This is a genomic window from Paenibacillus sp. J22R98, from assembly GCF_059383835.1.
In genome coordinates this window covers 77265-104017 of the sequence record NZ_JBXENW010000007.1, presented here as the reverse complement: position 1 = coordinate 104017, position 26753 = coordinate 77265, and the positions used below count along the sequence as shown (strand labels likewise).

At 50.0% G+C, this 26753-nt stretch carries 20 protein-coding genes; 18 read left to right on the top strand and 2 right to left on the bottom strand.

Going from position 1 to position 26753, the window contains the following annotated elements; genetic code table 11:
• Positions 1-200: 200 nt before the first annotated feature.
• On the bottom strand, positions 201-836 hold the full coding sequence (locus AC50Y3_RS19900) for a GntR family transcriptional regulator (protein ID WP_494820468.1): 636 nt from the start codon (positions 834-836) through the stop codon (positions 201-203).
• Complete coding sequence (locus AC50Y3_RS19895) at positions 802-1659, bottom strand: sugar phosphate isomerase/epimerase family protein (protein ID WP_494820467.1); 858 nt, start codon at positions 1657-1659, stop codon at positions 802-804. The genes AC50Y3_RS19900 and AC50Y3_RS19895 overlap by 35 nt, the downstream gene beginning before the upstream one ends.
• A gap of 158 nt (positions 1660-1817) precedes the next feature.
• Between AC50Y3_RS19895 and AC50Y3_RS19890 the strand changes: the two genes are divergently transcribed.
• The 18 genes from AC50Y3_RS19890 to AC50Y3_RS19805 all read left to right on the top strand — a co-directional run bounded on the left by AC50Y3_RS19890 (position 1818) and on the right by AC50Y3_RS19805 (position 26753).
• Positions 1818-2684 (top strand): phosphogluconate dehydrogenase C-terminal domain-containing protein, encoded by an 867-nt coding sequence (locus AC50Y3_RS19890; protein WP_494820466.1) that lies wholly within the window; start codon positions 1818-1820, stop codon positions 2682-2684.
• A gap of 29 nt (positions 2685-2713) precedes the next feature.
• A complete protein-coding gene (locus tag AC50Y3_RS19885) occupies positions 2714-3754 on the top strand; it encodes a Gfo/Idh/MocA family protein (RefSeq protein WP_494820465.1) in 1041 nt (346 codons plus the stop codon).
• A gap of 265 nt (positions 3755-4019) precedes the next feature.
• Positions 4020-4733 carry a GntR family transcriptional regulator gene (locus AC50Y3_RS19880; protein ID WP_494820464.1) on the top strand — a complete coding sequence of 238 codons (714 nt, stop codon included), beginning with the start codon at positions 4020-4022 and terminating at the stop codon, positions 4731-4733.
• A 29-nt stretch (positions 4734-4762) separates the two neighbouring features.
• A complete protein-coding gene (locus AC50Y3_RS19875) occupies positions 4763-5539 on the top strand; it encodes an SDR family NAD(P)-dependent oxidoreductase (RefSeq protein ID WP_494820463.1) in 777 nt (258 codons plus the stop codon).
• Positions 5540-5594: 55 nt separating this feature from the next.
• Positions 5595-7538: a DUF8034 domain-containing protein gene (locus tag AC50Y3_RS19870; protein WP_494820462.1), complete on the top strand. Its 1944-nt coding sequence runs from the start codon at positions 5595-5597 to the stop codon at positions 7536-7538.
• A 160-nt stretch (positions 7539-7698) separates the two neighbouring features.
• The gene (locus AC50Y3_RS19865; RefSeq protein WP_494820461.1) at positions 7699-7989 is read left to right on the top strand and encodes a hypothetical protein; all 291 of its coding nucleotides are present in this window, start codon (positions 7699-7701) and stop codon (positions 7987-7989) included.
• On the top strand, positions 7986-8750 hold the full coding sequence (locus tag AC50Y3_RS19860) for an SDR family NAD(P)-dependent oxidoreductase (protein ID WP_494820460.1): 765 nt from the start codon (positions 7986-7988) through the stop codon (positions 8748-8750). Before AC50Y3_RS19865 ends, AC50Y3_RS19860 begins: the two co-directional genes overlap by 4 nt.
• A 787-nt stretch (positions 8751-9537) precedes the next feature.
• Entirely contained in the window at positions 9538-10371 is an 834-nt protein-coding gene (locus AC50Y3_RS19855) for a phytanoyl-CoA dioxygenase family protein (RefSeq protein ID WP_494820459.1), read from the top strand.
• Positions 10372-10390: 19 nt separating this feature from the next.
• Positions 10391-11467, top strand: coding sequence for a Gfo/Idh/MocA family protein (locus AC50Y3_RS19850; protein ID WP_494820458.1), 1077 nt, complete (start codon positions 10391-10393; stop codon positions 11465-11467).
• Positions 11468-11469: 2 nt separating this feature from the next.
• Entirely contained in the window at positions 11470-12279 is an 810-nt protein-coding gene (locus tag AC50Y3_RS19845; RefSeq protein ID WP_494820457.1) for a sugar phosphate isomerase/epimerase family protein, read from the top strand.
• A 14-nt stretch (positions 12280-12293) separates the two neighbouring features.
• Positions 12294-14435 (top strand): glycoside hydrolase family 3 N-terminal domain-containing protein, encoded by a 2142-nt coding sequence (locus tag AC50Y3_RS19840; RefSeq protein WP_494820456.1) that lies wholly within the window; start codon positions 12294-12296, stop codon positions 14433-14435.
• A gap of 348 nt (positions 14436-14783) precedes the next feature.
• A complete protein-coding gene (locus tag AC50Y3_RS19835; RefSeq protein ID WP_494820455.1) occupies positions 14784-15830 on the top strand; it encodes a LacI family DNA-binding transcriptional regulator in 1047 nt (348 codons plus the stop codon).
• Positions 15831-15926: 96 nt separating this feature from the next.
• Complete coding sequence (locus AC50Y3_RS19830; RefSeq protein ID WP_494820454.1) at positions 15927-17369, top strand: extracellular solute-binding protein; 1443 nt, start codon at positions 15927-15929, stop codon at positions 17367-17369.
• Positions 17370-17435: 66 nt separating this feature from the next.
• The gene (locus tag AC50Y3_RS19825) at positions 17436-20561 is read left to right on the top strand and encodes an extracellular solute-binding protein (RefSeq protein ID WP_494820453.1); all 3126 of its coding nucleotides are present in this window, start codon (positions 17436-17438) and stop codon (positions 20559-20561) included.
• Positions 20558-21463: a carbohydrate ABC transporter permease gene (locus tag AC50Y3_RS19820; RefSeq protein ID WP_494820452.1), complete on the top strand. Its 906-nt coding sequence runs from the start codon at positions 20558-20560 to the stop codon at positions 21461-21463. Before AC50Y3_RS19825 ends, AC50Y3_RS19820 begins: the two co-directional genes overlap by 4 nt.
• 40 nt (positions 21464-21503) lie before the next feature.
• Positions 21504-22385 (top strand): carbohydrate ABC transporter permease, encoded by an 882-nt coding sequence (locus AC50Y3_RS19815; protein ID WP_494820451.1) that lies wholly within the window; start codon positions 21504-21506, stop codon positions 22383-22385.
• Between the two features lie 11 nt (positions 22386-22396).
• Complete coding sequence (locus AC50Y3_RS19810) at positions 22397-24457, top strand: YIP1 family protein (RefSeq protein WP_494820450.1); 2061 nt, start codon at positions 22397-22399, stop codon at positions 24455-24457.
• Complete coding sequence (locus AC50Y3_RS19805) at positions 24447-26753, top strand: DUF5696 domain-containing protein (RefSeq protein WP_494820449.1); 2307 nt, start codon at positions 24447-24449, stop codon at positions 26751-26753. The genes AC50Y3_RS19810 and AC50Y3_RS19805 overlap by 11 nt, the downstream gene beginning before the upstream one ends.

Sequence of the window (26753 nt, the reverse complement as noted above, 5' to 3'; positions counted from 1 at the left end):
CACGCTCAAGAGAGGAGCCTAGTACCTCTCATTAGCTCCAAATGAACAATGCACGCCCAAGAGAGGAACCCAGTCCCTCTCTTTAGCCCCCAAACTAACAATGCCCACCAATGAGAGGAACTCAGTACCTCTCTTCGCGCAATATCAATAGAAAAAGCCGCCCCCACCATCTTAACGATGACGGAAGCAGCTCTTATCCACTACAACACTAATATCCGAGCCCCGTATGCGAGATGCTCGACCATGCGCCGACTCGCTTCTTCGGCGTTGCCTTCGAGAATGAGCTCGAAGATTTCCAAATGATCGCGATAGGACATCCCGATTCGATTCGTGTCCTTACGTAGCACCTTCAGTGCCATCTGGAACAGCCGGTCCTGCAAATTGTCCATCATCTGCACCATCTCGGTATTGTCGTAGACGATGGCGAGACGGCGATGGAATTCGGAATCCGCATGCGTGAAGGCCAGGTAGTCATGCTGCGCGGCGGTCTGCTCCTGAATGTGTAAATTAGCGCGGAACCAAGCGATCTCATCCTGAGGAAGCTTGCGATTCGCCAGCTTTTGCACAATATGACCTTCCAGTGCGATTCGAAAATCGAAGAAATCCGCCACTCGCTGCAGCGACAATTCGGGAAGGCTCAGCCCTTTGTTAGGCGCAATGTTAAGCAGCCCTTCCGCAGCCAGCTTCTCCAGAGCGGAACGAATCGGGGTGCGGCTCATCTGGAGCAGCTCCACCAAATATTTCTCCGTCAGCTGATCATTGGCATTAATCGTTCCTTCTAATATATAAGCGCGAAGCTGTTCATACGCTTTCTCTTTCAATGTTACGGTTGCCATAGTCAGTATCCTTTTCTTCTATAAAATGAATGGATTTCAAATACGCGATCGATTGCGCCATCCAGCTTCGTTCGCGTGCAGCCGTCTGCTCCACAGACTCCGTGAATGGCGTCCATAATTCAAGTATAGCCGTGGCGGATGTTTTGTCATGCTCCCGAATCGTTGCGCGCAGGAGCTCATAATCGAGCCGGCCTGCTCCGGCAGGTGCGCCGAGGATCGTAAAGCCGAGCTGGTGGTCCACCCGTTTAATATCAAAATCTTTAATATGCAGGTTGACCAGATAGGGTACTAACCGTTTAATGACGACATCCGGACTCTCCAGCGCGCCAAAAGAATTCACCGTATCCAAGCAGCAGCCTACAAGAGGATGGTTCAAGCTCTCAAATAATTGTACCAGTTGCTGCGTCGTATGCAACCCATGATTTTCAATGGCAAGCGCAATGTTCTCTGCTTCGAAGGCAGGGAGCACCTCGCGCAGCTGTTGTTCGGCGACAGCCAGATCTGGAGTTGTAATGATCGTTCGCACAATAGGGGATCGCAGTGTCCGAGCGATGGCTAGATAAGTCAACAGCAGTGCGGGTTCCGTTCCCCGTGTGCCAACTTCGATCGAGACGTTCTGTTCGTCAGCGACTTGCTTCAACTGCAACAGCTCTTCTGACGAAAGCGGGTGGAGCGGCAGATTGTCCGCGATTTGCACGAGATCGAGACCGCTGCTTCGCGTAAGTTTGATAAGTCCTTCGTGCGTAAGCGGTTCAGCCGGCCGCTCATAGCCGGGAATGCCGATCGACCAAGTAACAGTGAAAGAGCTAAGTCCAAGTCTCACACAGATTCCTCCCTAGCATTTGTGAACTTAGAATAACAGGAATTTTCTAGGACGGCAATAAATATATATGTATTGTATACATTTTGTATTGAATGTCCATTGTCGTTCAGTTATGCTAGTTCCAACAACACTTATTCTATTAATAAGGAGCAGGATGCATGAGTATACAACCCAATGACATCACGATTGCCGTACTTGGCGCCGGGGGAAAGATGGGCTGCCGGATTACGGATAATTTGAAGCAAACGGATTATCGGCTGCTTCTATGTGAGCAAGCTGAGCATGGAATCGCCCGTATCGCCGAACGAGGATTGTCCATCACGCCAAACGACGAAGCGCTCGCTGCAGCTGACTTCATCATCCTCGCTGTACCGGATGCGGTAATCGGGCCGCTAAGCGAAAAGATCGTTTCACAGTTAAAGCCCGGTGCGACCGTCATTCTACTTGATCCTGCAGCAGCCTATGCGAATCAAGTCGCACTGCGCGATGATTGTACGTTTGTCGTTACGCATCCATGCCATCCGGCTTTGTTCGAAGAGCAGGATTCACCGGAAGCGCGCAAAGACATGTTCGGCGGCATTGCGGCGAAGCAGGATATCGTCATAGCGCTTCAGCAAGGCAGCGAGGCGAATTTTAAGATCGCGGAGCAGATTTGCATTCGCATGTTTGCGCCGGTCACGCAATGTCACCGCATAACGGTAGAGCATATGGCGCTGCTTGAGCCTGCGGCGGCAGAAGTAGTTGCGGCAGCGGCCGCTTGCATTATGAAAGAAGCGATGGATGAAGTTATCCGCATGGGCGTGCCGGAGGCTGCAGCCAGATCGTTTATGCTGGGTCATATCCAGATTCCGCTGGCGATTGCATTCAATAATGTGAATCCGTTCTCCGATGCGGCGAAGATTGCGATCAATTACGGCTACGATAAGATTTTCAAACCGGACTGGAAGCAAGTGTTTACGAAGGAATCATTAGACGAAGTGCTGCGTCTCATGCTGCATCTTGACGAGAAGCCGGCCTTGAAATAATCCATCGCCATAGAAAGGGAGATAGCTGCATGTGGAAGGTTGGACTAATCGGTACCGGCTTCTGGTCGGATAAACATCTGCAGGCGTGGAGCCGAATTCCGGGCGTTCAAATAACAGCGCTTTGCAACCGCTCACCGGAGAAGCTGATGAAGGCTGCGGAAAAATACAACATTTCTTCCGATCAATTGTACAGCCATATCGACGATATGCTCGCTCATGCGGATTTAGACATTATTGATATCGTCACGGGCGCTGAAACGCATGTTGAATTCGTTCGGAAAGCCGCGCAGGCAGGCAAGCATATCATGTGCCAAAAGCCGTTTGCGCCTACAATGGAAGAAGCAGAAGAGATGGTTTCACTTGCAGAGCGCAACGGCGTGAGACTGATGGTTACGGAGAATTGGCGCTGGCTGGAGCCTTTTCAAACGATCAAAGCGGTCATCGACAGCGGCGAGCTAGGCAAGCTGCATGTTGCAAGATACATTCATACGGATTATTACACCCCGCGCATGGAGCCGGGAGCTGAACTGCCACAGCCGTTCTTCCGCACGATGCCCAAGCTGCTTTTCTACGAAATGGGCGTGCATTGGTTTGATACATGGCGGTTTCTATTTGGGACACCGCAGCGATTGACGGCAGAACTAACGCGGGTCAGCGAACATATTATTGGGGAAGACAGCGGCATCGTCATCCTTGGGCATGACGGGTTCTATGGATTAATGGATATGAGCTGGGCGACAAGGCAGAGGCTGGACCGTGAGCTTGGCGAGCAAGTTAGAGCTGTCCACCTGGAGCAATTTATCATTGATGGCAGCCTCGGAAGCTTGAAAATGTATACTGACGGGAAAATCACCATCGTTTCCAAGGACGGAGCTTCGGAGCGAGTAGTGAAAGAGGAGACAACACTCGATCACGAAGAGAGTCATTTCCGGCTGCAGTCGCATTATATTGCCTGCTTAGCAAGCGGCGAACCGTTCCAAACCAGCGGAGAGGATAACTTGATTACGCTTCGTTTGGCTTTCTCTGTCTATGAGAGTGCTGCTGAGCACAGAACGATATCGATCACTTAATCCAGGACTGGTTCGACAGATAGGACTCGAAAAATTAGTCGTATATTTCCGGGGAAATGATGGGAGCTAATAGTACGCAAATTTTACGGTCATAAACGAGAAAACCCGGAGAGGCACCATGCTGCTTTCCGGGTTTTCTATTCTAGTAGAATCTCATCTCACTACGAAAGAAAAGGATTGACGGATTTATCCAGCTTCATTACTATATTGTTGTATACAACATACAACAAGAATGATCACATAGAGAAAGTAGGAGGTTAGCAGCGTGTCCTCAAGTCAGCTTCCACCGCAGCCGTTAGCGAAACTGGATGTCAGTAATATTTGGGATCAAACCTATCAAGTGCTTAAGGAGCGTATTCTAGCCAGGCATTTCGGTGCAAATGAAAAGCTGCTTATTCCGGAGTTGGCTAAACAGCTTGGCGTCAGTCGTACTCCGATTCGCGATGCACTGAACCGGCTTGAGATGGAGGGGCTTGTCCGCACGGTATCCAAAGTAGGGACTTTCGTTAATCCCGTATTGGTGGATAATGTCAACGACATCATGAACAGTCGGCTGATGATCGATTTATGGACCATTGATCAGCTGAGCGCCATGGATGAAGAAGCGCTTGCCTCCAAATTCGGTGCATTGGATGCACTCGTTGACCATGCTGCTGCATCCATTGCGGAAGGCAACGGCATCAACATTGAATTGCAATCCAACTTTGACCTGATGTTTCATTTGGAGCTTGTCCGGATGAGCGGCAATCGCAAAAATGTGGAGATTTACAAATCGCTGATGCATTACCGTTACTTGAATCTTGGCGAGCCGCATGTGACGGACGAGATGATGATGCTTGCTTTTCGCCAGCATCTGTCTATCTATGAAGCGCTTCGGGCACGAGACTTTCAAGCGGCGAAGGAGGCTGTCACGAAACATCTGGCGTACTCCAGGCAAAATATATTGAACGTCATCATTCGCAGTGGCGGGGAAATCTAGCATCCTAAGGAGCAGGGTGAAGCAGAGCTATGATGAACTTACATAACCAGGTAGCGATTATTACGGGCTCAACGAGCGGGATCGGCGAAGCAACGGCCTATAAGCTAGCTGAACATGGCGCCAGAGTACTGGTTACCGGCAGAGATCAAGAAAGAGGATCGAAGGTTGTATCGGAGATTATCCGACAAGGCGGAGAAGCGTTGTTCGTGCAAGCGGATCTCAGCGATCCTTCGGTGCCGGGTAAACTGGTGCAGGCTGCGATTACGCAATGGGGACGGCTTGATATCGTTGTTAATAATGCCGCGCTGGTCTGCAGCAAGCCGCTAGCTGACGTGACCCATCAAGATTGGGACCGGCTGTTTGCTGTCAATGTGAAGGCAGGTTTTTTTCTGATTCAGGAGGCGCTGCCTTATTTGCGAGAGTCGCAAGGTGCTGTCGTCAATGTAAGCTCGATAAACGGAGAAATCAATGCGCATGACAATCTCGTCTATGACACGATGAAAGCAGCTTTAAACCATATGACACGCGGACTGGCATTTGAGCTGCGCAAGGAGGGGGTAAGGTTTAATGCCTTGCTTCCGGCCGGCGTCGCAACGCCTCTTCTAGAGCAGTGGCTGCAGCAAAAGCTCGGCGATCCTGAAGCAGCGAAGCAAGCGGCAGAGCGGAGTTATGACGATCCCCATGTAGGAAAGCCGGAGCAAATTGCAAGCGCTGTCGCGTTTCTCGTCAGCCAGGCGTCTTCATGGGTAAACGGAGCGATTATCCCGATAGAAGGCGGGTTTACACTAGGGAACACCAAGGACTAAATGAATCTCTGCCGTAGCATGAATCACATAAATTCATAAGAAGGATGTGTTTCAAGTGAGTTTGAGTCCACTTCAACTTCCGCTTCCCCTGCAAACAAGTCTGAAAGCAGCGAGTCGCAGCACCGCACCTGCTTGGGCCGTGAAGCAGCGGCAATTATTCGACCTGCTGAACGAGTCGGCAAAACGTTTTATCGAGAAATATACAAGGCCGGACGGTACGCTCATTTGGCGAAATGATTGGCCGGGAATGGACGGCTCTGACGATCCGTACGAGGGCTTCATGAACTTGGCGCTGCTTCACGCATTAGGCGGCGACGATTTCCTGCATGAGGCATCCCGCCGAATATGGGAAGGGATTACCTTCCAATGGACGGAATACGGACAGATTCATCGGGAGTTTGACGCTTATTATGATTGGATGCATCACGGCGAAGGGTATTTATATTTTTATTTTCTGGGACTCTCCGGACCTGCACTCTTGAAAGATCGGCAGCGCGCCGTGCGATTCGCGAACATGTATACCGGTGATGATGCGGAAGCGCTGAACTACGATAAGGAGAAGAAGCTTATTCGTTCTCCCCTCAATGGCAGCAAAGGACCGCGTTTTATCGCGTCCGCAGAGGACTGGTCTACCCATCGGGGCATTCTGGATAACTATTTAGCGCCGTATGAAGATATTCCGGGCGTGGATTTTGCATCGCGCAAATGTAAGTGGAGTGACGATACGATCTACGGCCATCTGCTTGCGATGATGAATGAGCGCATGAACCGCGGTGACGTCCCGCTCAACTTAAATGCTACCGGACTTGTGGCGAATGCGTTCATGCACACAGCCGATGACAAATATAAGCAATGGGTGCTCGACTATTTGGCGGCTTGGTGTGAGCGGGCAGAACGCAACGGAGGGCTGATTCCGGATAACGTAGGCTTGAATGACGAAATCGGGGAGTACAACGACGGCAAATGGTGGGGCGGCTACTACGGCTATCGCTGGCCTCACGGGTACATGACAGTCATTGAGCCGATCACGAATGCAACAATGAACGCGGTTCTGCTTACAGGCGATATGGAACAGCTCGGATTAGCGCGCAGGCAAATCGATTTGAACTGGTCGCTTCGCAAGCAGTCGGAGGATGGCAGGACGGTCGTGCCTTATAAGCATTTTGATGCAGGCTGGGCGGATTTCCGTGAAGCAAGTGTTCGGTATCCCATTTATCTATGGACGGTTTCGATGGCGGAAGAAGATCTCGAGCGCATTAATCGCATTCCGAAGAGCTACAACTGGGATGAAGTGGTGATCCCGAACGTATCCGGCAAGGATGCGCTGACCGGGCGTGATACGAAACATTTTATCAGTAATACGGAGCCTTGGTTCCGCTATATGAATGGCGAGCTGCCGGATTATCCGGATCGCATACTGGATGCCAATTTCAAATTGATTATGAAGCAGCTGGACCGGATGGATTCTCCAATGGGTGATCCGGCGCAGTGGTCGGCATCGTACAATGATGATGATTTCTCCAGCATCCATATTTGGCAGGAGCTGTGTCCGGTCTATATGGAAAGCCTTGTGCAGCTGACGCTTGGTGGACCGATGCATATTTCGCATGGCGGTTTCCAGCACGGCAGGTTCCGTTATTTCGATGGGGACCGCAAGCGAGTGGGACTTCCGCAAGATACGGCAGCGCTGGTCGAACAACTGGGTGACGATTCCGCCATGCTGCATCTGGTGAATACGTCGATGTTCGATTCGCATACGGTGGTCATTCAAGGCGGAACATTCGGAGAGCATAACATTATAGCTGCAACGGTGTTGGACGCCGAGGATCAGGCAGAACAAACGGTTCAGGTAAACAACAAATGGCTGCAGGTGGAATTGCTTCCGGGTGCATCGATTCGACTCTCACTCGTCATGTCACGCTATGTGAATGAACCTACGTATGACGGGCCTTGGTCGCGTCAAACAACGGAGCCGTTGCTGACAGGACGGATCGAATAACGAACCAACGAATGCTAACGGGCGGTCGAGGCTGCCCGTTTTTACGCATTTTGCAGCGATCATGGTATAATTTAGGCAAGTCATTCCGCCGGAAGGCATTGGAACAGGAGAAGGTGCCTACTTGCGGAAGCATGTCCACCATTTTGGAGGTTAACGAACGATGAACATTACGATTATTCAAGCAGCTATGACGCACGACAAGGAAAATGGCTACAAAGGAAGCGTCCAATTCGAGGTTGAAGGCCATAAGCATCCCTACGAAATTACGCTTCAGCTGAACAGCTTACGCGGAACAACGTGGGATTACAGCCTGCTTTTCGCCAAAGAGCCCGGCTCCGAAGAGCAAATCAATGCGGTTGAAGCCGCAATCGAGCAGGACGATGATCTGTTTGACAGCCTAATTGATGCAGCAGCTGCTACATTACCGGAAGAAGAGGAGGCACAATCATGATTGGAATTGATCTGACCGGGCGCACCGCGCTCGTCACCGGAGCAACCGGCGAACTGGGCCGAGTTATGGTTCGAACGCTGGCAGCTTGCGGAGCGGATGTTGCCATTCATTACAATCGTAATGAGGGACAAGCCGTAGAACTGCAGAAGGAGATCATCGCCACAGGCAGACGTGCTGCGATTGTACAAGCAGATATTACGAATTTGGATTCCATTGTTGCGATGAGAGACAAAGTGAATGCAGAGCTGGGCCATGTTGATATCGTGGTCGCTAACGCCGTCATTCAATATGGATGGACATCCGTATTGGAGCAATCGCCGGAGGATTATCGCAGCCAGTTTGATTCCTGCGTCATGCAGAGCGTCTATTTGGCAAAAGCTTTCGCACCGGCCATGATTGAGAAACAAGCCGGCCGTTTCATTGGCATCAACACCGAATGCGCGATGCAAAACTTCGAAACCCAGTCCGCTTATGTGGCTGGGAAACGGGGAATGGACGGCGTTTATCGGATTTTGGCTAAGGAAATTGGCAAAGATCAGATTACGGTTAACCAAGTGGCGCCGGGGTGGACCATTTCGGACCGCGACCGTGCAAACGGGACGGAGCGCAATGAAGCTTATGAGAAAAGCGTGGCGTTGAAGCGCAGAGGAACCGATCAGGATATTGCGAATACAGTCGCATACCTGTCTTCCGATCTGGCAGGATTCATTACCGGAGCTTATATTCCCGTTTGCGGCGGCAACGTGATGCCTGCGATCTAAAGCACTTATAATACTAATCATGTTTAAAACGAAGACCATCCTGAATAGGGGATGGTCTTTTGTGTTGTTTCCCGGCCGCCCGGCGGATTAGGTGGATAACTTCTAACGAATCATAGAGGGCTTATTTGTACCAAAATAGCTCCGAAAAAATTCTAACGAATCGTAGAAGCCCTATTTTGGGGTTTTTGGGTGAAATGGCGCTGATTTACCCCAAATAAGACCTGTACGATTCGTTGGAATCTCCAGGCTCCGAATTTCGGCGGAATAAGGCCTCTACGATTCGTTAGAATTTCGGAACATAGTTGAAGGCAGAACGTGGGATGTTGAGTGCGTGGAGTGTGGACTTCTCTATTCGCTGCATCTCATCAGTTGCCAACATCTGATTTATGAAGTAAGATAACGCTTTCAGTAGCTGATAGCCGCTCATTGGTGAAATTGCCTTTAAAATCACCGCACTAAACGACTTCCTTACACCTGCTGACTAAGATCATTTATGGCAGTCTCAATTTCTGTTTGTCGAAACGTTTCACTTAATGAAAAAAACATGTATATTATTTATAGGGGTGCTGGGAACGACATCGTCGCAAGTCACACTTTTGAATCATCCATGCTTGTCATCGTTTCGGGTATTACCCATTATTGTTTGCTTCTTCACGAAACGAAGCGCTCTTCCCTGCGAACGCCGCATATCTGTTCTTCCCGATGCCGATGCTAATCGAGGGATAAAATTGGAATCGTTGGCTAACGCCATTGATCTTATACAACACACCTAAAGGAGACGATTGATATGAGAATCAAATTGACAGAGCAAGAATTGGCAAGTGGGCAGCTTAGCCCGGAAACATTGGAGACAGCAGCAGAGCAAGTGAAAGTTAACGGCTATATTCTATTTGAGAAAGTGCTGAGCGACGAGAAAATCAAAACAATTCGTGACTCATTCGATCCGATCTTCGACGAATATATCGAAAAACGCGGCTACAACACAGGTACAAACCGCGCGCAAATGTTCCTGCCTTTCATGGCGCCGTTCAATGACAGCGAAGTCATTGCTCACCCGATTGTAATGAGCGTAATCGAGAAGGTGCTCGGCAGAGGCTTCCACTGTTCATATTTTGCATCTGATACGCCTATGCCAGGCTCTGATTATCAAGCGGTACACTGCGATATCATGCCTTTGTTCCCAGAGCTTACTGTTCCGCTTCCGGCGTTCAGCCTTGTTGTGAACATTCCGCTTGTTGATGTAAACGAAGTGAACGGTCCGCTTGAAATTTGGCCGGGCGGCACGCACCTGAATCCGGACAATGCGAACCACGATACGCTTGATGGCAGCATCAACCCGAATCTGCATATCGTTCGCGCAGCGGAAGGTATGCTTTCGGAGAAAGTGTTCATGCCAGCAGGCTCCATCGTTATCCGCGATATCCGTATGTGGCACCGCGGTACGCCGAACCGTTCCGACGATCGTCGTACGAACCTGGCTATGATCTTCAATCGCCACTGGTACAATTCCAGCACACATACTCCGATTCCGCGCGAAACATACGATGCGATGACTGCTAAGGAAAAAGAAGTATACCGTAACTTCCGCATTGGCCAACCAGTAGCAATGCCTTGGGAATAGGAAGGGGACTTTCTTAATCATGCGATTTTATCTAATTGGAGCAGGTGTCATTAACCGGACTCACGCTGAAGCGATCTATAAGATCGAAGGCGAAGCAGTCATTGAGATCAAAGTAGCGGATCCGAACCCAGCGGCGCTTGCGAGCTTCGCTGAACGTTTCCCGGAAGTTACGACGTTTGCCGATGCCAAAGAAATGCTGAACGAGGAGCCTCGTGAAGATGATATCGTAATCGTCGGCACGCCTCCGTTTACGCATTTCCCATTGTCGCGCATGGCGCTGGAGTCCGGCCGTCATACGCTTTGCGAGAAACCGCTTGTGATGAATCGCGAGGAAGCAGAAGCACTGCTTGAAATCGCGAAAGCGAATAACCGCATGCTCGGCTGCTGCAGTGTTCGCTTCTTGCAGGTGCCGAAGACGGATGAAGTGAAACGTATTTTGAATTCGGGCGAGCTTGGCGATGTCTACAAAATCTCGTTCGTTTTCCGCGGTCAACGCGGCCGTCCCGGCATTGAGCATCAGCCTGAGAGCCGCTGGTTCTTGGATAAATCGAAAGCTGCCGGCGGCATCGTCATGGACTGGGGGCCTTATGACTTTACGCTCCTGAATGATATGCTCCAGCCGGTTAGCGTTGAGGTTGCTTCTGCTTGGACTGCGAAGCCGGAAACCGACATTGATCCGAAGGATGTTGTGTATGACATCGAAGGACATGTCGGCGCTATGCTGAAATTCCAGCAGGCGAGCGGCAAATCGGTCTGGGTTCAGTATGAGCGCGCTTCCTGTACGCATGGCGAACCGTATTACACGGTTGAAATCGAAGGCACGAAAGGCGCAGTGAAATGGTCGCCGTACTTCGAGACGGACCAAGTTCTGGTTAAATCGGACAAGAATGGTGAAGTTATTACTAACGAAAATACCATTCCATACGAAGGTCAGATCGGTTATATGGATCACCCGATTCACTTCTTCTACCAGAAAGTAAAAGGACAGCAGTCTCCTGCGGTCGTGAACGAGCAGGCTGTCTTCAATTTCTTGTGTTTACAATCGATTTATGATGCTGCTGCAAGTCAACAGGCAGTTGTGCTGAGGAGGAAATAAGCATGATTACAAATAAAGGCTTCTCCACGGGGCTATACGGCTACCAGTGTGAATATTGGAAGGATGGCAAAGATCCGTCCATGGAAGAAATTTTCCGCAACTGCGCGGAAGCGGGCATGAATGCGCTTGAACTGGATCCGACTCCGGAGATGGTGGCACTGGCCAAACACTTCGGATTAGCGATTTCCGGTGCGTACGTTGGTTTGCAGCTGCATGAGCCGTTCGAAACGTTGAACATCGAAGAAACAGTTATCCCTGTTGCCAAGCGCGTAGTTGAAGCAGGAGGTACAGACCTGGTTATTAATGCCGATCCGAAGGGCGGCTGGGATGCTCCGCAGGCGAAGACGGAAGAAGAGTTTAAGCAAATCGGCGACAATTTGTCCCGCATCGCGGCTGCCGTCAGCGATCTTGGTCTTAAAGTCAGCTTGCACAATCATGCTTCGGACAAACACAATGCGGAAGGCGATCTGCGTGCCGTTATCGAGTACGCAAGCCAAGACGTTGGGCTTTGCGTAGATACCGGTTGGGCGCATGTTGCGGGTTTGAACCCTGTGGAATTGCTTCGCGCTTATCCGGATCGGATTTATGCTTTCCACTTCCGCAATCAAATCGGACGCATCTACAGCGAAGATCTGCGCGTAGGTGATATCGATATGAAACAAGTGCTGCAAGCCGCTTCCGACATCAACTATAAAGGCTGGCTGACTTTCGAGCTGGTGCATGAGGAAGGTACAGGCGCGAAGGGGAATCTTGCAGAAGCGACTGCGAATTCGATTGCCTATATGAAGTCTTGCATCGCGGAACTCGAATAGAAAGGCGGCTTACTATGGATAACAACAAGAAGAAATCGCCTTTCCGGCTGGACTCAGAGAAGGAAGCTGCAATCGAGTCGCTGCTTGCTCAGATGACGCTGCAGGAGAAAATCGGCCAACTGACCCAGCTGGGTACATTCGACGAAGAATCCGATGGGGAGCTGATCGAAGAAGGTATGGTCGGCTCCATTCTTGGCGTGCGCGGAGCGGATACGGTGAATGAGCTCCAGCGTATCGCGATTGAGGAGTCCAGACTGGGCATTCCGCTGCTGTTTGCAGATGATGTCATCCATGGCTACCGGTCGACTTTCCCGATTCCGCTTGCAGAGGTGTGCAGCTGGAATCCGGAGCTGTTGGAAGAAACGGCAGCGATTGCTGCGCGTGAAGCTTCATCCGACGGTATCAACTGGATTCTTGCGCCGATGGTTGATATCGCCCGCGACGCAAGATGGGGAAGAATCGCGGAAGGTGCAGGGGAAGATACCTTCCTGGCTTCCTCCGTTGCAGGAGCTCGCGTTAGAGGGATTCAGCGGAATGATTGGACGGATCGTCCGCATGTGATGGCTTGTCCGAAGCATTTTGCCGCATATGGACTTGCTGAAGGCGGCCGTGACTACAACACGGTTGACGTGTCGGAGACGCGCATGCGCGAAACGTATTTCCCGCCGTTTCAAGCGGCGCTAGATGCCGGTGCAGGCACGATTATGGCGGCTTTCAATGAAATTAACGGGGTACCGGCTTCCGGTAACCGTTGGCTGCTCAAAGATGTGCTGCAAGGCGAGTGGGGCTTCAACGGTTTCGTCGTCAGCGACTGGGAATCCGTAGATGAGCTCGTTCAACATGGCTATGCCGCTAACCGCGAGCAAGCAGGACTGCAAGCGATAAAAGCAGGCATGCATATGGACATGCATTCCCTTATTTATCATGAGCATCTGGCTGCGTTGATCGAGAGAGGCGAGGTGAACGAGAGCGAGATTGATGATGCGGTTCGCCGTATTTTGCGCGTGAAGCATCAGCTGGGCCTATTCACGCACCCGTATGTGGACAATAAATTGGCGAACTCCTTCATGCTTCATTCTGCGCATCTGGAAACAGCGCGCGAAATGGCGCGTCAATCGATTGTGCTGCTCAAGAATGAGAACGACACGCTTCCGCTCAAGTCGTCCGTTCGGAAGCTGGCGGTTATCGGTCCTTTTGCCGAGGATTCTGAGGCACAGCTCGGCTGCTGGCGCGGACAAGGAAGACCGGAAGATGTGATTACCGTATTGGCAGGGATTCGGGCACTTGCTCATCAGCATCAAACCGAAGTTGTTTATGCACGGGGTTCAGGCGTGCTTGACGGTACGGCTGAGGAGCTGGAGCAGGCGGTTTCGGCTGCGATCAGCAGTGATGTCGCCATTCTCGTATTAGGCGAGAATGCGGATATGAGCGGCGAGAATAACAGCCGCGTATCGCTCGATATTCCGGCTAGCCAGCAGAAGCTGCTTGAAGCGATTCATGCGACAGGCGTTCCGGTTGTTCTTGTACTCGCAAACGGACGTCCGCTTACGCTTGAATGGGCAGATGCGAATATTCCGGCTATCGTTGAAGCATGGCAGCTCGGCGTACAAGCAGGGCCGGCAATCGCCGACATCCTGTTTGGCGCAGCCAGCCCAAGCGGCAAGCTGCCGGTGACGTTCCCAAGACACGCAGGCCAAGTGCCGATCTATTACAATGCGAAGAAAACAGGCAGACCCCATATGAGACGTTATGTAGATTCCGATATTACACCTTTATATCCGTTTGGACATGGTCTAACGTATACAAGCTTCAGCTATGAAGAGCTGCAGATCGAGCAAGCCGAGCTTCCGCTTGGCCAAACGCTGCACGTATCTGCAAAGGTGCAAAATACTGGAACGCGCGAAGGTGTCGAAATCGTACAGCTGTATATTTGCGATGAGGCAGCAAGCGTTACCAGACCTGTGAAAGAACTCAAGGGCTTCCGCAGAATTACGCTGAAAGCCGGCGAAAGCACGACCGTTTCATTCCAGCTGGCGAAGGAAGAGCTCGGATTTATTAATCAGGAGCATCATTTTGTTGTTGAGCCGGGGAAATTCAAGCTCTGGATCGGTCCAAGCAGTGCTGAAGGCTTGGAAGGACAATTCGAAGTCATTTAAATCATCATTAGGAAAAACCCCCGATATCTCGGGGGTTTTTCCATTTTTTATCGAATCGTTTCGACGGTATTCAGAATTCAATTGGGAACCAAAGACAGGAACTAACAATTTTCTAACAAAAAAAAGTGCCATTTTATCATTTGAAAGCCTTTTCACTTCCAAAACTTTATGATATTATGTGTTTGTGAAACGTTTCTACGACAGAAAAGGTTAGTTCTTTAAATAAAAATCCCTCTGCGAGTATGAGTCCAAGTCGGAGCGCTAATCAGGAATGTAAGCGTTTCATATGGGGGAATTTTACTTTATTCTTTCGAAACGTTTCAACAGGCTGAACCCGAGGTGGAATTGATGATGGCTGCTACGATCAAAGATGTTGCTAAAATGGCCGGAGTTGCCGTATCAACTGTTTCTTACGCACTGAATAACTCACCGAAGATAAGTGAGGAAACGCGAAAGAAAGTCATTCGAGCTGCAGAAGAGTTAAGCTACCGGCCAAGCGGCGCGGCACGAAATTTGAAGAAACGTAAAAGTGAAACGATCGGACTGTTCCTGAATGATCTGGGCGGACCTTTCTATAGTCAAGTCATTGAAGGTGTACAGGAAGTCGTTGCTTCGCACGATTACAATCTCATTGTTTGCAGTACGTATGGCGGTGAGAACAGCTCAGCGAATCGGTTCCTGAGAGAAAAGTTCGTGGATGGCGCCATTATTATGGGTACAGCGATTGCGGACAGTTTAATCCTTCAGGTTGCGGCGGAGTCATTCCCGATCGTGGTACTTGACCGAGAGCTTAAGAGCGATTATGTACACAGCGTACTGATCACTAACGAACAAGGCGCCTACGATGCGGTTACGCATCTCATTAAACTGGGGCGCAAGAAAATTGAATTCCTTAGCGGACCACTCGCAGCGTATGACAACTCCAAACGCTATGAAGGCTACAAGCGTGCACTTACCGAACATAATTTGCCTGTACCTGCCAAGATCACTTTGCAAGGACGTTACTTGGAAGCCGGGGGCTATCAGACGGTTAAGGTCATGATGGCATGCAATCGACTGCCGGATGCCATATTCGCAGCGAATGATGAAATGGCGATTGGCGCTATGCGAGCGCTGCGCGAAGGCGGAGTTCGAGTGCCTGAAGATGTCGCAGTGGTCGGCTTTGACAACATTAGTTTTGGACCGTTGGTTCGACCTTCATTGACGACCATCGGCCATTCTAAATATGAAATGGGAGCGATTGCTACACAGCTTGTGTTCAATGTACAGAAAGAAGAGAACTCGATCTTACTTCCGACACAGCTGGTCATCCGTCAATCCTGTGGATTCAAAGGCGCTCACAATGAACAAGAAGAAAATTATATATTCCATGAAGGGAGGCGAAACCAGAGTTAACCGGGCAGTAAATAAGCAAGACGAGCATGATTGTGTTTATGGGGAAGTCGACTAAGAAATACCAAATCTACATTCACGAGCTGGGGGAGAATTGGAATGAAAAAGTCAATTAGCATGTTGCTTCTAATGGTACTGGCTGTATCGTTTGTACTTGCCGGCTGCGGCAGCAGCAACAACAATGCGAACAACACAGCAACGAACACGAATACGGGCAACACAACAGAGACCAATAATACGGCGACAAACACGACTACGGAGCCAGCAGAAGAGCCGGCTGCGGAAGAGCCTGCCGCAACGGATGAAGTTGTAACGATCACATACGGAACTTGGGGCGATAAAGCAGACAACGGTGCTGAGATGAAACGTATCAAAGCATTCGAAGCCGCTCACCCGAACATTAAAGTAGTAATCGATAAATCGATGGATTGGCCTTGGGATGAGAAATTGGCAGCTGCAGCGGCAGCTAACAAACTTCCCGACGTAACTTGGTTGTTTAACGTGCCTCTCGCTGTAGGCAGCGGCTGGCTTGAAGATTTGACTCCTTATCTGGAACAGGATCCTGATTTTGCTCCTGATAAAATTTACGGCAACTTGGCCGACACAGGTAAATATAACGGCAAGCAATTTGCATTGCCGCACGGACTCTTCTCATGGGGCGTCTACATTAACAAAGATCTGTTTGCAAAAGCGAATATTCCAATTCCTAGCGCTAACTGGACCGTTTCTGATCTCGAGGATATTTCCAAGAAGCTTACGAATTTTAACGAACAGCAATTCGGTATAGATGGTGCAGCGGGCATGGCTGACGTATTGATCCCTAACATCGATAATACGCTAGGCGCTTCGACATGGGACGGCACGCAATATAACTACACAAACCCGGCATGGGCGCAAGCTGTTAACTGGGCAACGAACTTCGGTATGAAAGACAAATCGTCGCTTCAAAGCTACAAGAAAGAACAAAAAGACAAATGGTACGGCAAAGACATCAGCGGCTTCAACATCGGTAAAGTCGGTATGGTGTTCGATGCAACTTGGAGCTTGACTTGGTACAAACAAAACTTGAAATTCAACTGGGATATCCTTCCGGTTCCGGGCTATGACGGTCAACAACAAAAAGCCGGACTGGTTACGGACTATGCAGGCGTAACGAAGAGCTCGAAGCATAAGAAAGAAGCAGTTGAGTTCTTGAAATGGATGACTTATTCCAAAGACGGCTGGTTGGCACGTATTAAAGACGAGTCTCCGCTAGCTTCCATGCCGCTTGTTAATGATCCAACTGTATGGGAAGCATGGTTGGCGCAAGACTTTGTAACGCCGGGCGTTAAAGATATCGTAAAATCAATCCCAACCGGCGTGCTTGAAACATTCAAATACCAACCGGGCTTTGCAGACTTCACCTCCAAAGTGAAAGACAAGTACAACGAGAAGTTCCAAAAAGGCGAAGCAAGACCGGAAGACGTAGCTGCAGAGCTTCAAGAGAAATCGATGGAGTACTACAACAACGCAATGGCTAAAATTACCGAAGCAACAAAATAAAAGCAAGTAATCACAATTTTTCCTCCCCTCTTAGGGGAGGAAAAATTGTTCTACTGGGGTGAAAGCATGAAGTTCAAACCATTATTAGCTGCAATTATATTTGTTTCGCTTCTGGCGACAACAGTACCTGTATCCTTCGATGGTCGTTCCATCGCGCAGGCTGATGAGGCTGCCGCGCCTGACAAAGATAAACAAGAGAATGACGATATTTTGGATGGTTTATTTGGCGGTGGCGGCAGCGAAATTTCTTCGGGTGCCGGCAAGCAGGACGAAGTAAAGGACACGGCGGGCGACGAGGAAGAAGACTCCCCTGTTAAGAAGGTCGTAGAGGATGCCTACAGCGACGTGCTTAAAGCATGGCAGGACAAAGGGATCAAAGACGCTTCAAATGATATCATTATTCATCCTAATCAGTTTATTACGCCTAACGGCAAAGCTTCACTGACTTCGGATTCGAACGGCTATGACGAGCCGGTGTTTTCATGGACGGACGACTTGAATGCGATCGATTTGAATGTAACTGCGCCTCAAGATGGGCTCTACCAAATTAAAATCGACTATTACTCGACATCGGATAAAATTATTCCGATTGAGCGGGCTATTGAAGTAAACGGAAAATATCCGTTTTTTGAATCCAGAAGAGTTGTGCTTCCGAAGCTGTGGACAGATGAAAACGCGACATTCGACCGTGATGCACTCGGGAATGAGACGCCGGCCAGCCAGAAGCAAATCAAGCAATGGCAAACGGCTCCCTTAATGGATGCCAGTTTTTTCACAGCGGAACCGCTGCGGTTCTATCTGAAACAAGGTTCCAACAGCATTAAACTCATGAACTTGCGCGAAGCGGCGCTAATTGGCCGAATCGTCATTTCCTCTCCGGAGGTACTGCCGAAGTACGAGCAATACGCGAAAGCGAATAGCTTGTCTAAAGCAGACTCATCCATTCTAGTCGTGGAAGCCGAGCATCCGATTTCGAAATCGGAGCCGTCGATTCGCGCGATTGCAAGCGGAGATGCAACTGTTGTTCCTCATAGAGACGGTAAAGTCACGTTGAACACGCTCGGTGGAGAAACAATTGCAACCAGTGGCAACGCCGAAGAGAACGAGCAGGCGTGGCAAGTGGGCGGACAGCAAGCTACTTGGAAAGTGAAAGTGGATAAGGCGGGCTCTTACCAACTGGCATTCAAGTATTTGCAGACTGGAAAAACGAGCATGCCTGTATATCGCACGTTGATGATAGATGGTAAAGTGCCGTTCAAAGAAGTGAATGAGTACGCCTTCCCTTACACGGATGAATGGCGTAATGAAATCATGTCGGGCAAAGACGGTAAAGCGTATCTATTCGCGCTTACAGCAGGCGAACATGAAATTTCGCTTAGAGCTGACGCTGCGCCATATGGTCAAGTCATCCAAACGATTAAGAATGTCATGTGGGACATTAACACATTGGCTCTAGAGATTAAGATGGCGACAGGCAATACGATGGACGTGAATCGGGACTGGGACATTACGAAGCAGATGCCTGATTTGCCGAAGAAGCTGGAAGGATTCGCTTCTACTTTGCGCAAGCAATACGACGCGCTTAAGAAGCTTGCGGGCGCCAATCCGGATCAAGCGAGTAATTTGCTCGTTGCTGCGGAAACGCTTGAGCGGATGTCGAAGGAACCGGAGAAAATTCCGTATCAATTTAACCGATTGTCTGAAGGCTCAGGCTCTGTGCTGCAGACGCTTGGTGTGATTAACACGAAGCTGCCGAGACAGCCGCTTCAATTGGATCGGTTCTATATTTATTCGGACAGCAAGCTGCCAAGCGAGAAAGCAAGCTTCTTCAAATCGCTTTGGAACAGTATCGCTGCTTTCTTCAAATCGTTTACACGGGATTACTCCAAAGTAAACGCTGACGATAAAGATGCCGTTCAGGTATGGGTAAACCGTTCGCGTCAGAACGTGACCCAGATGCAGCAGCTGATCAACCAAGAATTCACGAAGAAAACCGGCATTAAAGTGACGCTTTCCATTATGCCGGACGAAGGTAAGCTAGTGCTTGCCAGCGCTGCGGGAAATGCGCCTGATGCTGCACTCGGCGTCAGCAACTATATTCCTTTCCGTCTTGCTGCGCGCGGAGCGTTAGCGGACATGAATCAATTCGAAGGCTTTGACGACGTACAGAAGCGGTTCTCGCCGGGCGCACTGGTTCCGGTCACTTTCGATCAGAAGCTGTACGCTTTGCCGGAAACACAAAGCTTCTGGGTTTTGTTCTACCGGAAGGATATTCTCGATGCGCTTAATATCCCTGTTCCCGATACGATGGAAGAGGTAAAGCAAATCTTGCCGGAGCTGCAGCGTTTCGGGATGAACTTCTATCTGCCGCTGTCGCAAACAGGCGGATTTAAGCCGTACAACAACACTGTCCCATTCATCTATCAAACTGGAGGTAAGCTGTACACCGATGATGGCCTCCACACCGCGATCGATCAGGATGCGGCATTGGCCGGATTGAAGCAAATGACAGACATGTTTACGGTATACAGCGTTCCGCTGCAGGTACCAAGTTTCTATAACCAGTTCCGCGATGGCAGCTTGCCTATCGGTATTGCGGATGCTTCTACTTATATTCAGTTGACGGCCGCAGCTCCTGAGCTCGCCGGTTGGTGGAAGATTGCCCCTTACCCTGGCGTTAAAGGCAAAGATGGCGTCGTAAACCGCACGGCTCCGGGAACAGGCGCAACTGCGATCATGTTCAATAGCAGCAAGAAGAAAGACAACACGTGGGAGTTCCTGAAATGGTGGACCTCCGAAGAAACTCAAGTTCGCTTCGGTAACAACCTGGAAGCGATCTATGGTCCGACCTACAAATGGAATACGGCCAATGTTGAGGCGTTCAGCCAGCTTTCCTGGCCGAAGGAAGATATTGAAGTTATCCAAGAGCAATGGAAATGGTTATGGGATATTCCGCGCTTCTTCGGCGACTACATGGTCGAGCGGGAAATAAGCGACGCTTGGAACAAAGTCGTCTTCGACGGCTACAACGCGCGAAGGGCGATGGAAGACGCCGTCATTAACGGCAATCGCGAAATTAAGAAGCAGCTTACGGATTTCGGTTATCTCAAGAACGGTAAAGTTGTCAAACCGCTTCATGTGCCGATAATGCCGAATATGTCAGACATGGCCAAACGAGGTGATGAAAAGTGAAGCCTGCGACTGCAAAAGCAATAAAAAACGAATTAAACGCCTTTGTTTTCATAAGTCCGTTTTTTATCATTTTTTCACTGCTTGTCGTAGTTCCGGTCGTTTCTGCCATTTACTTGTCGTTTACCGATTTCAACTCGATTCAAACGCCTAAGTTTATTGGACTGACCAACTATGTAAACCTGATTACACAAGATAATGCCTTTATGATGTACGTCTTGCCCAATACGCTTAAATTCGCGTTGCTGGTCGGCCCGGGAGGATATTTATTATCCTTCTGGCTCGCTTGGCTGCTGGCGCAAATTCCGAAGAAGTCGCGTACGGTAATCGCTTTGGCGATTTACTCGCCGTCTTTGACAGCAGCTGTAGCGATGGCTGTCGTGTGGCTTGTTATTTTCAGCGGTAATGCTTCCGGTTATTTGAATCATTTCTTGATGAGTCTTGCAATTATTAACGAGCCGATTCAGTGGACACAATCGCCGCATTATCTGATGCCGATCATGGTGACCGTATCGCTCTGGAACAGTATGGGCGTTGGCTTCCTTGCGATGCTCGCAGGTATCCTCAACATTAACGGCGAGATGTATGAAGCCGGGTATATCGATGGCATTCGCAACCGACTTCAAGAGGTGTGGTACATTACCATTCCTAGTATGAAGCCGCAAATGCTCTTCGGAGCCGTTATGGCCGTCGTCGGTACATTCCAGGCCGGAGCCATTGGCGTGCAGCTCTCCGGCGCCAATCCGACACCGCAAAATGCCGGGCAGCTGATGATCAATCATATCGAGGACTATGGTTTCCTGCGTTATGACATGGGTTATGCTTCCGCGGTTTCCGTCGTCTTGCTCATCATTGTTTACGGATTTTCTAAACTGTGCTGGCGTTTGTTCGGTGACTCCGACTAGTCCGCAGTGTATCACGAATTGGGAGAAGGTGATTGCGTAAATGGCTTCTTTTCATAGTAATAAAATCAATCCGGATCGGTTCAGCTTCGGTCAATGGAAGTTCTTTCTCTTCCTCATTTCTCTGTCCGTGTTTATGATCTTGCCGATTATCTTTATTTTCTCTCAGGCGCTCAAGCCTGTAGACGAGCTGTTTCTCTATCCGCCGAAGCTGTTTGTTCAGCATCCGACATGGAGTAACTTCGCAACCCTGTTCAGCGTCGGCGACGTGGCAGCTGTTCCAAAAACGAAATATTTGTTCAACAGCATCTTGGTAACAGGCTCAGTCGTGTTCCTGTCTATTGTGATCTGTTCCATGACAGGGTTCGCTTTGTCCAAAAAAGAATTCAAAATGAAAAAAGTAGTGTTCGAAGTCAATATTATCGCGCTCATGTTCGTACCGGCAGCGGTAACGATTCCGCGTTATTTGGTCATAGAGAAGCTGGGGCTGACGGATAACTTCCTCGGACATATCTTACCGATGCTTTCCTTGCCGGTAGGCGTGTTCCTGGTTAAGCAATTCGTCGATCAAATCCCGAATGCGCTTATCGAGGCAGCGCAGCTAGACGGAGCGAACGATTATTACGTATTCCGTAAGCTCGTTATTCCGATGATTATGCCGGCGCTTGCGACCGTAGCGATTCTATCGTTCCAATTGGCTTGGAACAACGCGGAAACCTCCTCGTTATTCATGAGCAAGGAAACGCTGAAGACGTTTGCATTCTACATGAGTACGCTGACGACGACTACCGCGATGGAAAATAATATTGCCGGTCAGGGGATGGCAGCGGCGGCAGCGCTTCTGATGTTTATTCCGAACTTGGCCATCTTCATATTCATGCAAAGTAAAGTAATGGATACGATGGCGCATTCCGGTTTGAAGTGAGGAGGAGAACAATGTTCAGATTCAGATGGCTCACACTTCTCGTTGCGGCTGCGCTATTGGTTGGTTCGACTACTGCTTATGCGGACGTGCCTTATCCTACCTTCACGATCGATGAAAAAGGTCATGGCATTATGATGCAGAACGCCTACATGCCAGTAGGCGCAATCGATGGGTACAGCATCTTTGGCGAAAATGAAGCGCTAAGCAACGGAAAAGTGGAGCTGAATAGCCCGCAGGATATTTTTGTGGATAACGAAGACCATGTGTACGTTGCCGATACCGGCAACGCTCGAATTGTAGAGTTGGACTCATGGGGGAACTTCATTCGCATTATCGGCGAAGGGAACTTGAAGCAGCCGAAGGGCGTGTTCGTAACGGAACAGAAAGATATCTACGTTGCGGATTATGCCAAGCAAAGCGTAGTTGTATTTGGTCCAGACGGTAAGTTGAAGCAGACCATCGGCAAGCCGAAGTCCAAGCTGTACGGCAAAGATACGCCGTTCAAGCCGCAGAAGGTCATTGTCGATAAACGCGGGAGCATCTACATTATCGGTGAGGGTCTTATTCAAGGTCTTGTCCGACTGGACAAGGAAGGCAAATTCCTTGGCTACTTCGGCGGCAACCGGGCGGGCTTTAGCCTGCTGAAGACGCTGCAGCGTATGTTCTATACCAAAAGTCAGCTAAGCAAAATGACGCGCGAAATGCCGATTTCGCCGACGAATATCTCGGTTGACTCCGAAGGCCTTATCTATACGAGTACGACAGGCATTAACGGCGGCGCCATTAAGAAGCTGAACGTAGCGGGCAAGGATTTGCTCGGCGGCACGTGGTCGCTTAACCAGGTTGCCGATATTACGACCGACGTGATGGGCAATATTTATGCGGTGGATGCCGGTGAAGGCATGATCCTGGAATATAACCGCGACGGTAACTTGATGTTCCTCTTCAGTTACAACGACACGGGCGAACAACGGCTTGGCTTGCTGCGTGCTCCGACAGGGATTGCTGTTACGTCGGACGGCAGATTGCTCGTGCTTAGCGGCGAGCGCGCCAACATCCAAGTGTTCCAGCCTACTGCGTTCACCAAGCTCGTACACGAAGCGCTTGGCCTTTATTTGGACGGCAAATACGTACAGAGCCGTGAACCGTGGAATGAAGTGCTGCGTCAGAACAGCTTGTTCTCGCTAGCGCACACCGGTATCGGTCTTGCTTACTTTAAAGAAGGCAAATATCAGGAAGCGTTCGAGAAATTCAAGTTTTCCAAAAACAAGAAAGAATACTCCAATGCGTACTGGGAACTGCGGCGCGAATGGATTATGAACCATGCGGTTGACGTAGCATTCTCCGTCATAGGCGCCATTATCGCTTTGATGGCCGTTCGCTTCGCATACCGGAAGTACCAATTCGGCAAGCCGGTTGTTGTTGCTTGGCTAAAGGTGACAAGACAATGGTTCATCGCGCAGCTGCTGCATATTTTCCGTATGCTGCGGCATCCGATCGAAGGGTATTACGAGCTGGAGCATAACAACAAAGCTTCGGTGGGATCGGCCACTGTCCTGCTGGTCGTGCTGTTCGGCGTTCGGTTGTTCAGTCTATACACGACCAACTTCCTGTTCGCAACGATAGAGCCGCTGCAGATTAACATCTTGAGCGAGCTTCTCAAGCTGCTTATCCCTCTGTTCGCATGGGTGATTTCCAACTACCTCGTCAGCGTTATCAACGATGGGGAAGGCAGCTTCAAGAACATCTATAAAGGGACGATTTACGCGCTGTCCCCTTACATGATCTTTGCAATTCCGCTGGCAATTCTGTCACGTGGCCTTACCCTGATGGAGGGTGTCATTTATAACTACTCCTACAATGTCGTCATTCTGTGGTGTGCTATTCTCCTCTTCATCATGGTGAAAGAGATCCACGGCTACGAAATTAAGGAGACTGTTAGAAACATCGTTCTCACGATCATCGGCATGCTTATTATGGCCTTTGTAGCGTTTATCCTGTTCGGCTTGTCGAACCAGGTGTGGGAATTTGTTTACTCGTTATTCCAAGAGGTGAATCTGCGTGTCCATTAAGAAGAAACCGATTGTCCTGGTCGCATCTGCTGCGCTTGCAGCGGTTGGGTTGTATCAGTTCGCATATGGGGCTACAGTTGAGCAGCAATCCACTGAGGGTCAGAGCAAGATCGTTCTTAATAAGCAGGAAGGCTCATTCCCTTATCGTTCAAACAATTACACCATGCCGGAGAAAACGGCAAGCGCCATTGCGAATCGCACGATTCCGTCCGACTATAAGAAGATCGGCGAGTCGGGCTCGCTGGAGCTGTATATGTCAAACGCTTCGCTTGCCATTATGGTCAAGAACAAGGAGAACGGCTATGTGTGGGCTTCCACGCCAAGCGACGCCGATCTGCAAAATGCCGAGTTAAACGATGAGTGGCAGACAGCCGTCAAGTCGCCGGTCCTGCTCGAATACTACAACGAAGAAGAGATGCTGAGCACGGGGAACTTCTTGTCGCTCGGCGGCAAAGTCGACGGCATTGAGCCGATCGAGCAAGGGGTGCGCGTGAAGCTTACGTTCGGTACGTTGAACGCAGGCATCGCACTTGAAGTCAAAATCGAGAACGATTCGCTCGTTGTCTCCATTCCGTCGGATTCGATGTGGGAGAAAGGCAACAGCAAGCTGGCTTCGATCCAGGCCTACCCGTTCCTCGGCGCGGTGCACAAGGCGGATATCCCGGGTTATCTGTTTATTCCGGACCGTTCAGGCGCACTCATTCGCTTCAACAAAGCGCATTCCCGGTTTGACGAGCCGTATGTCGGAAAGATTTACGGCACGGACTACACCTCCGATGGCAACATGAATACCGGCCGTACATCGGTTCCGGTATTCGGTATCGTGCACGGCGCGGGGCAGAACGGCGTACTCGGCATCGTCGAGGATGGCCGATTCAATGCCAAGATCGTCGCGTATCCAAGCGGACTAAGCACGGATTTCTATTGGGTTGCCCCGAAATTCGAAATTCGTTACGGCTACTTCCAGCCGACGAGTAAATCGATGGGCGGCTACAACACATTCCAGAAAGCCGCGCTGAAGACAGACCGTCAGGTCCGTTACAATTTCCTCAGCGGCAAGGAAGCGGATTATGTAGGGATGGCGAAGTCGTACAGAACCTACTTGCAGGGTAATGGCGAGCTGGTTAAAGAGAAATCGACGAAGAGCAAAGCAGACGTTCCGATGCAGCTTCGCCTGCTGGGCGGCGAAACGGAAGCCAGCGCATTCGGTGCCAAAGTCGTGCCGATGACGACGTTTAGCCAAGCGAAGTCGGTGGTCGACAGCCTGGAGAAGAACGGCATTACGAACTTGAAGACGGTGCTGGAGGGCTGGAACGACGGCGGCTTGAACGGTGCACGCCCTGCTGAGTTCCCTGTTGAGTCCAAGCTTGGCGGCGCTTCGGGTCTGAAGGATCTGAAGAAGTATTTGGAAAGCAAGGACATTCCGCTCTATCTGTACAACAACTATACGATTGCTTTCGAAAATTCGGATTTGGTTAATTTCAGATCCGATGCCGTTCGGGCGATCAACAACGAAATTAACGAGTTTCCGTTCTTCGGCTGGGGCGACAGCGATTTCTTCTCCGATATTATGGCGCGCGACATTAGCCCGGTGAAATCGGTTGAAATTGCGAAGGACGATACCGAGGATATGAAGGATCTTGGCGTAGACGGGCTCGCGCTCGACATTACGGGCAGCACACTCGTTTCCGACTATAACAAGAAGCATCCCTATACGCGTGAGCAGACTGCGGAGGCTTACCGTGAGCTTGCCGCTAACGTTAAGAAAAACTTGAACGAGCTGGCGATTTATCAGGCCAACGACTATCTGTGGAAATACACGGATACGATGTTCGGCATGGGCTCCGGTGCTTCGCAGTACATGTACGAAACGGATACGATCCCGTTCTTGCAAATCGTCCTGCACGGCTACATCGACTATTTCGGCTATCCGTCGAATTCGGCTTCCAGTCCTCGCGAGGATACGCTGCGCATGATCGATTACGGTCAATATCCGTCGTTCTTGCTTACGCATGAGCCGTATTGGAAGCTGAGAGACACGCCTTCGGTAGATTTGCTGACAACGCAATATTCCGATTTGGAGCAGCCGATTAAAGAAACGTACAAGGCCGTGAACCAAGCGCTAAGCAAGGTTCAGAATGCAACGATCGAAGCGCGCCTTGTTCCGGACTACGGCATATCGGCAGTCAAATATTCCAATGGCGTGGAAATTGTAGTGAATTATACATCAAGCGACTACACATACAACGAAGTCAGCGTCAAGGCGAAGAGCTTCGCTGTCATCGGGGGTGAGTAA

What these genes read in the sequence shown, in the direction of transcription:
- AC50Y3_RS19845 (WP_494820457.1), top strand. Translation starts at nt 11,470, where the DNA reads ATGATTACAAATAAAGGCTTCTCCACGGGGCTATACGGCTACCAGTGT.
- AC50Y3_RS19900 (WP_494820468.1), bottom strand. Translation starts at nt 836, where the DNA reads ATGGCAACCGTAACATTGAAAGAGAAAGCGTATGAACAGCTTCGCGCT.
- AC50Y3_RS19830 (WP_494820454.1), top strand. Translation starts at nt 15,927, where the DNA reads ATGAAAAAGTCAATTAGCATGTTGCTTCTAATGGTACTGGCTGTATCG.
- AC50Y3_RS19885 (WP_494820465.1), top strand. Translation starts at nt 2,714, where the DNA reads ATGTGGAAGGTTGGACTAATCGGTACCGGCTTCTGGTCGGATAAACAT.
- AC50Y3_RS19860 (WP_494820460.1), top strand. Translation starts at nt 7,986, where the DNA reads ATGATTGGAATTGATCTGACCGGGCGCACCGCGCTCGTCACCGGAGCA.
- AC50Y3_RS19855 (WP_494820459.1), top strand. Translation starts at nt 9,538, where the DNA reads ATGAGAATCAAATTGACAGAGCAAGAATTGGCAAGTGGGCAGCTTAGC.
- AC50Y3_RS19875 (WP_494820463.1), top strand. Translation starts at nt 4,763, where the DNA reads ATGATGAACTTACATAACCAGGTAGCGATTATTACGGGCTCAACGAGC.
- AC50Y3_RS19815 (WP_494820451.1), top strand. Translation starts at nt 21,504, where the DNA reads ATGGCTTCTTTTCATAGTAATAAAATCAATCCGGATCGGTTCAGCTTC.
- AC50Y3_RS19810 (WP_494820450.1), top strand. Translation starts at nt 22,397, where the DNA reads ATGTTCAGATTCAGATGGCTCACACTTCTCGTTGCGGCTGCGCTATTG.
- AC50Y3_RS19835 (WP_494820455.1), top strand. Translation starts at nt 14,784, where the DNA reads ATGATGGCTGCTACGATCAAAGATGTTGCTAAAATGGCCGGAGTTGCC.
- AC50Y3_RS19850 (WP_494820458.1), top strand. Translation starts at nt 10,391, where the DNA reads ATGCGATTTTATCTAATTGGAGCAGGTGTCATTAACCGGACTCACGCT.
- AC50Y3_RS19865 (WP_494820461.1), top strand. Translation starts at nt 7,699, where the DNA reads ATGAACATTACGATTATTCAAGCAGCTATGACGCACGACAAGGAAAAT.
- AC50Y3_RS19890 (WP_494820466.1), top strand. Translation starts at nt 1,818, where the DNA reads ATGAGTATACAACCCAATGACATCACGATTGCCGTACTTGGCGCCGGG.
- AC50Y3_RS19825 (WP_494820453.1), top strand. Translation starts at nt 17,436, where the DNA reads ATGAAGTTCAAACCATTATTAGCTGCAATTATATTTGTTTCGCTTCTG.
- AC50Y3_RS19840 (WP_494820456.1), top strand. Translation starts at nt 12,294, where the DNA reads ATGGATAACAACAAGAAGAAATCGCCTTTCCGGCTGGACTCAGAGAAG.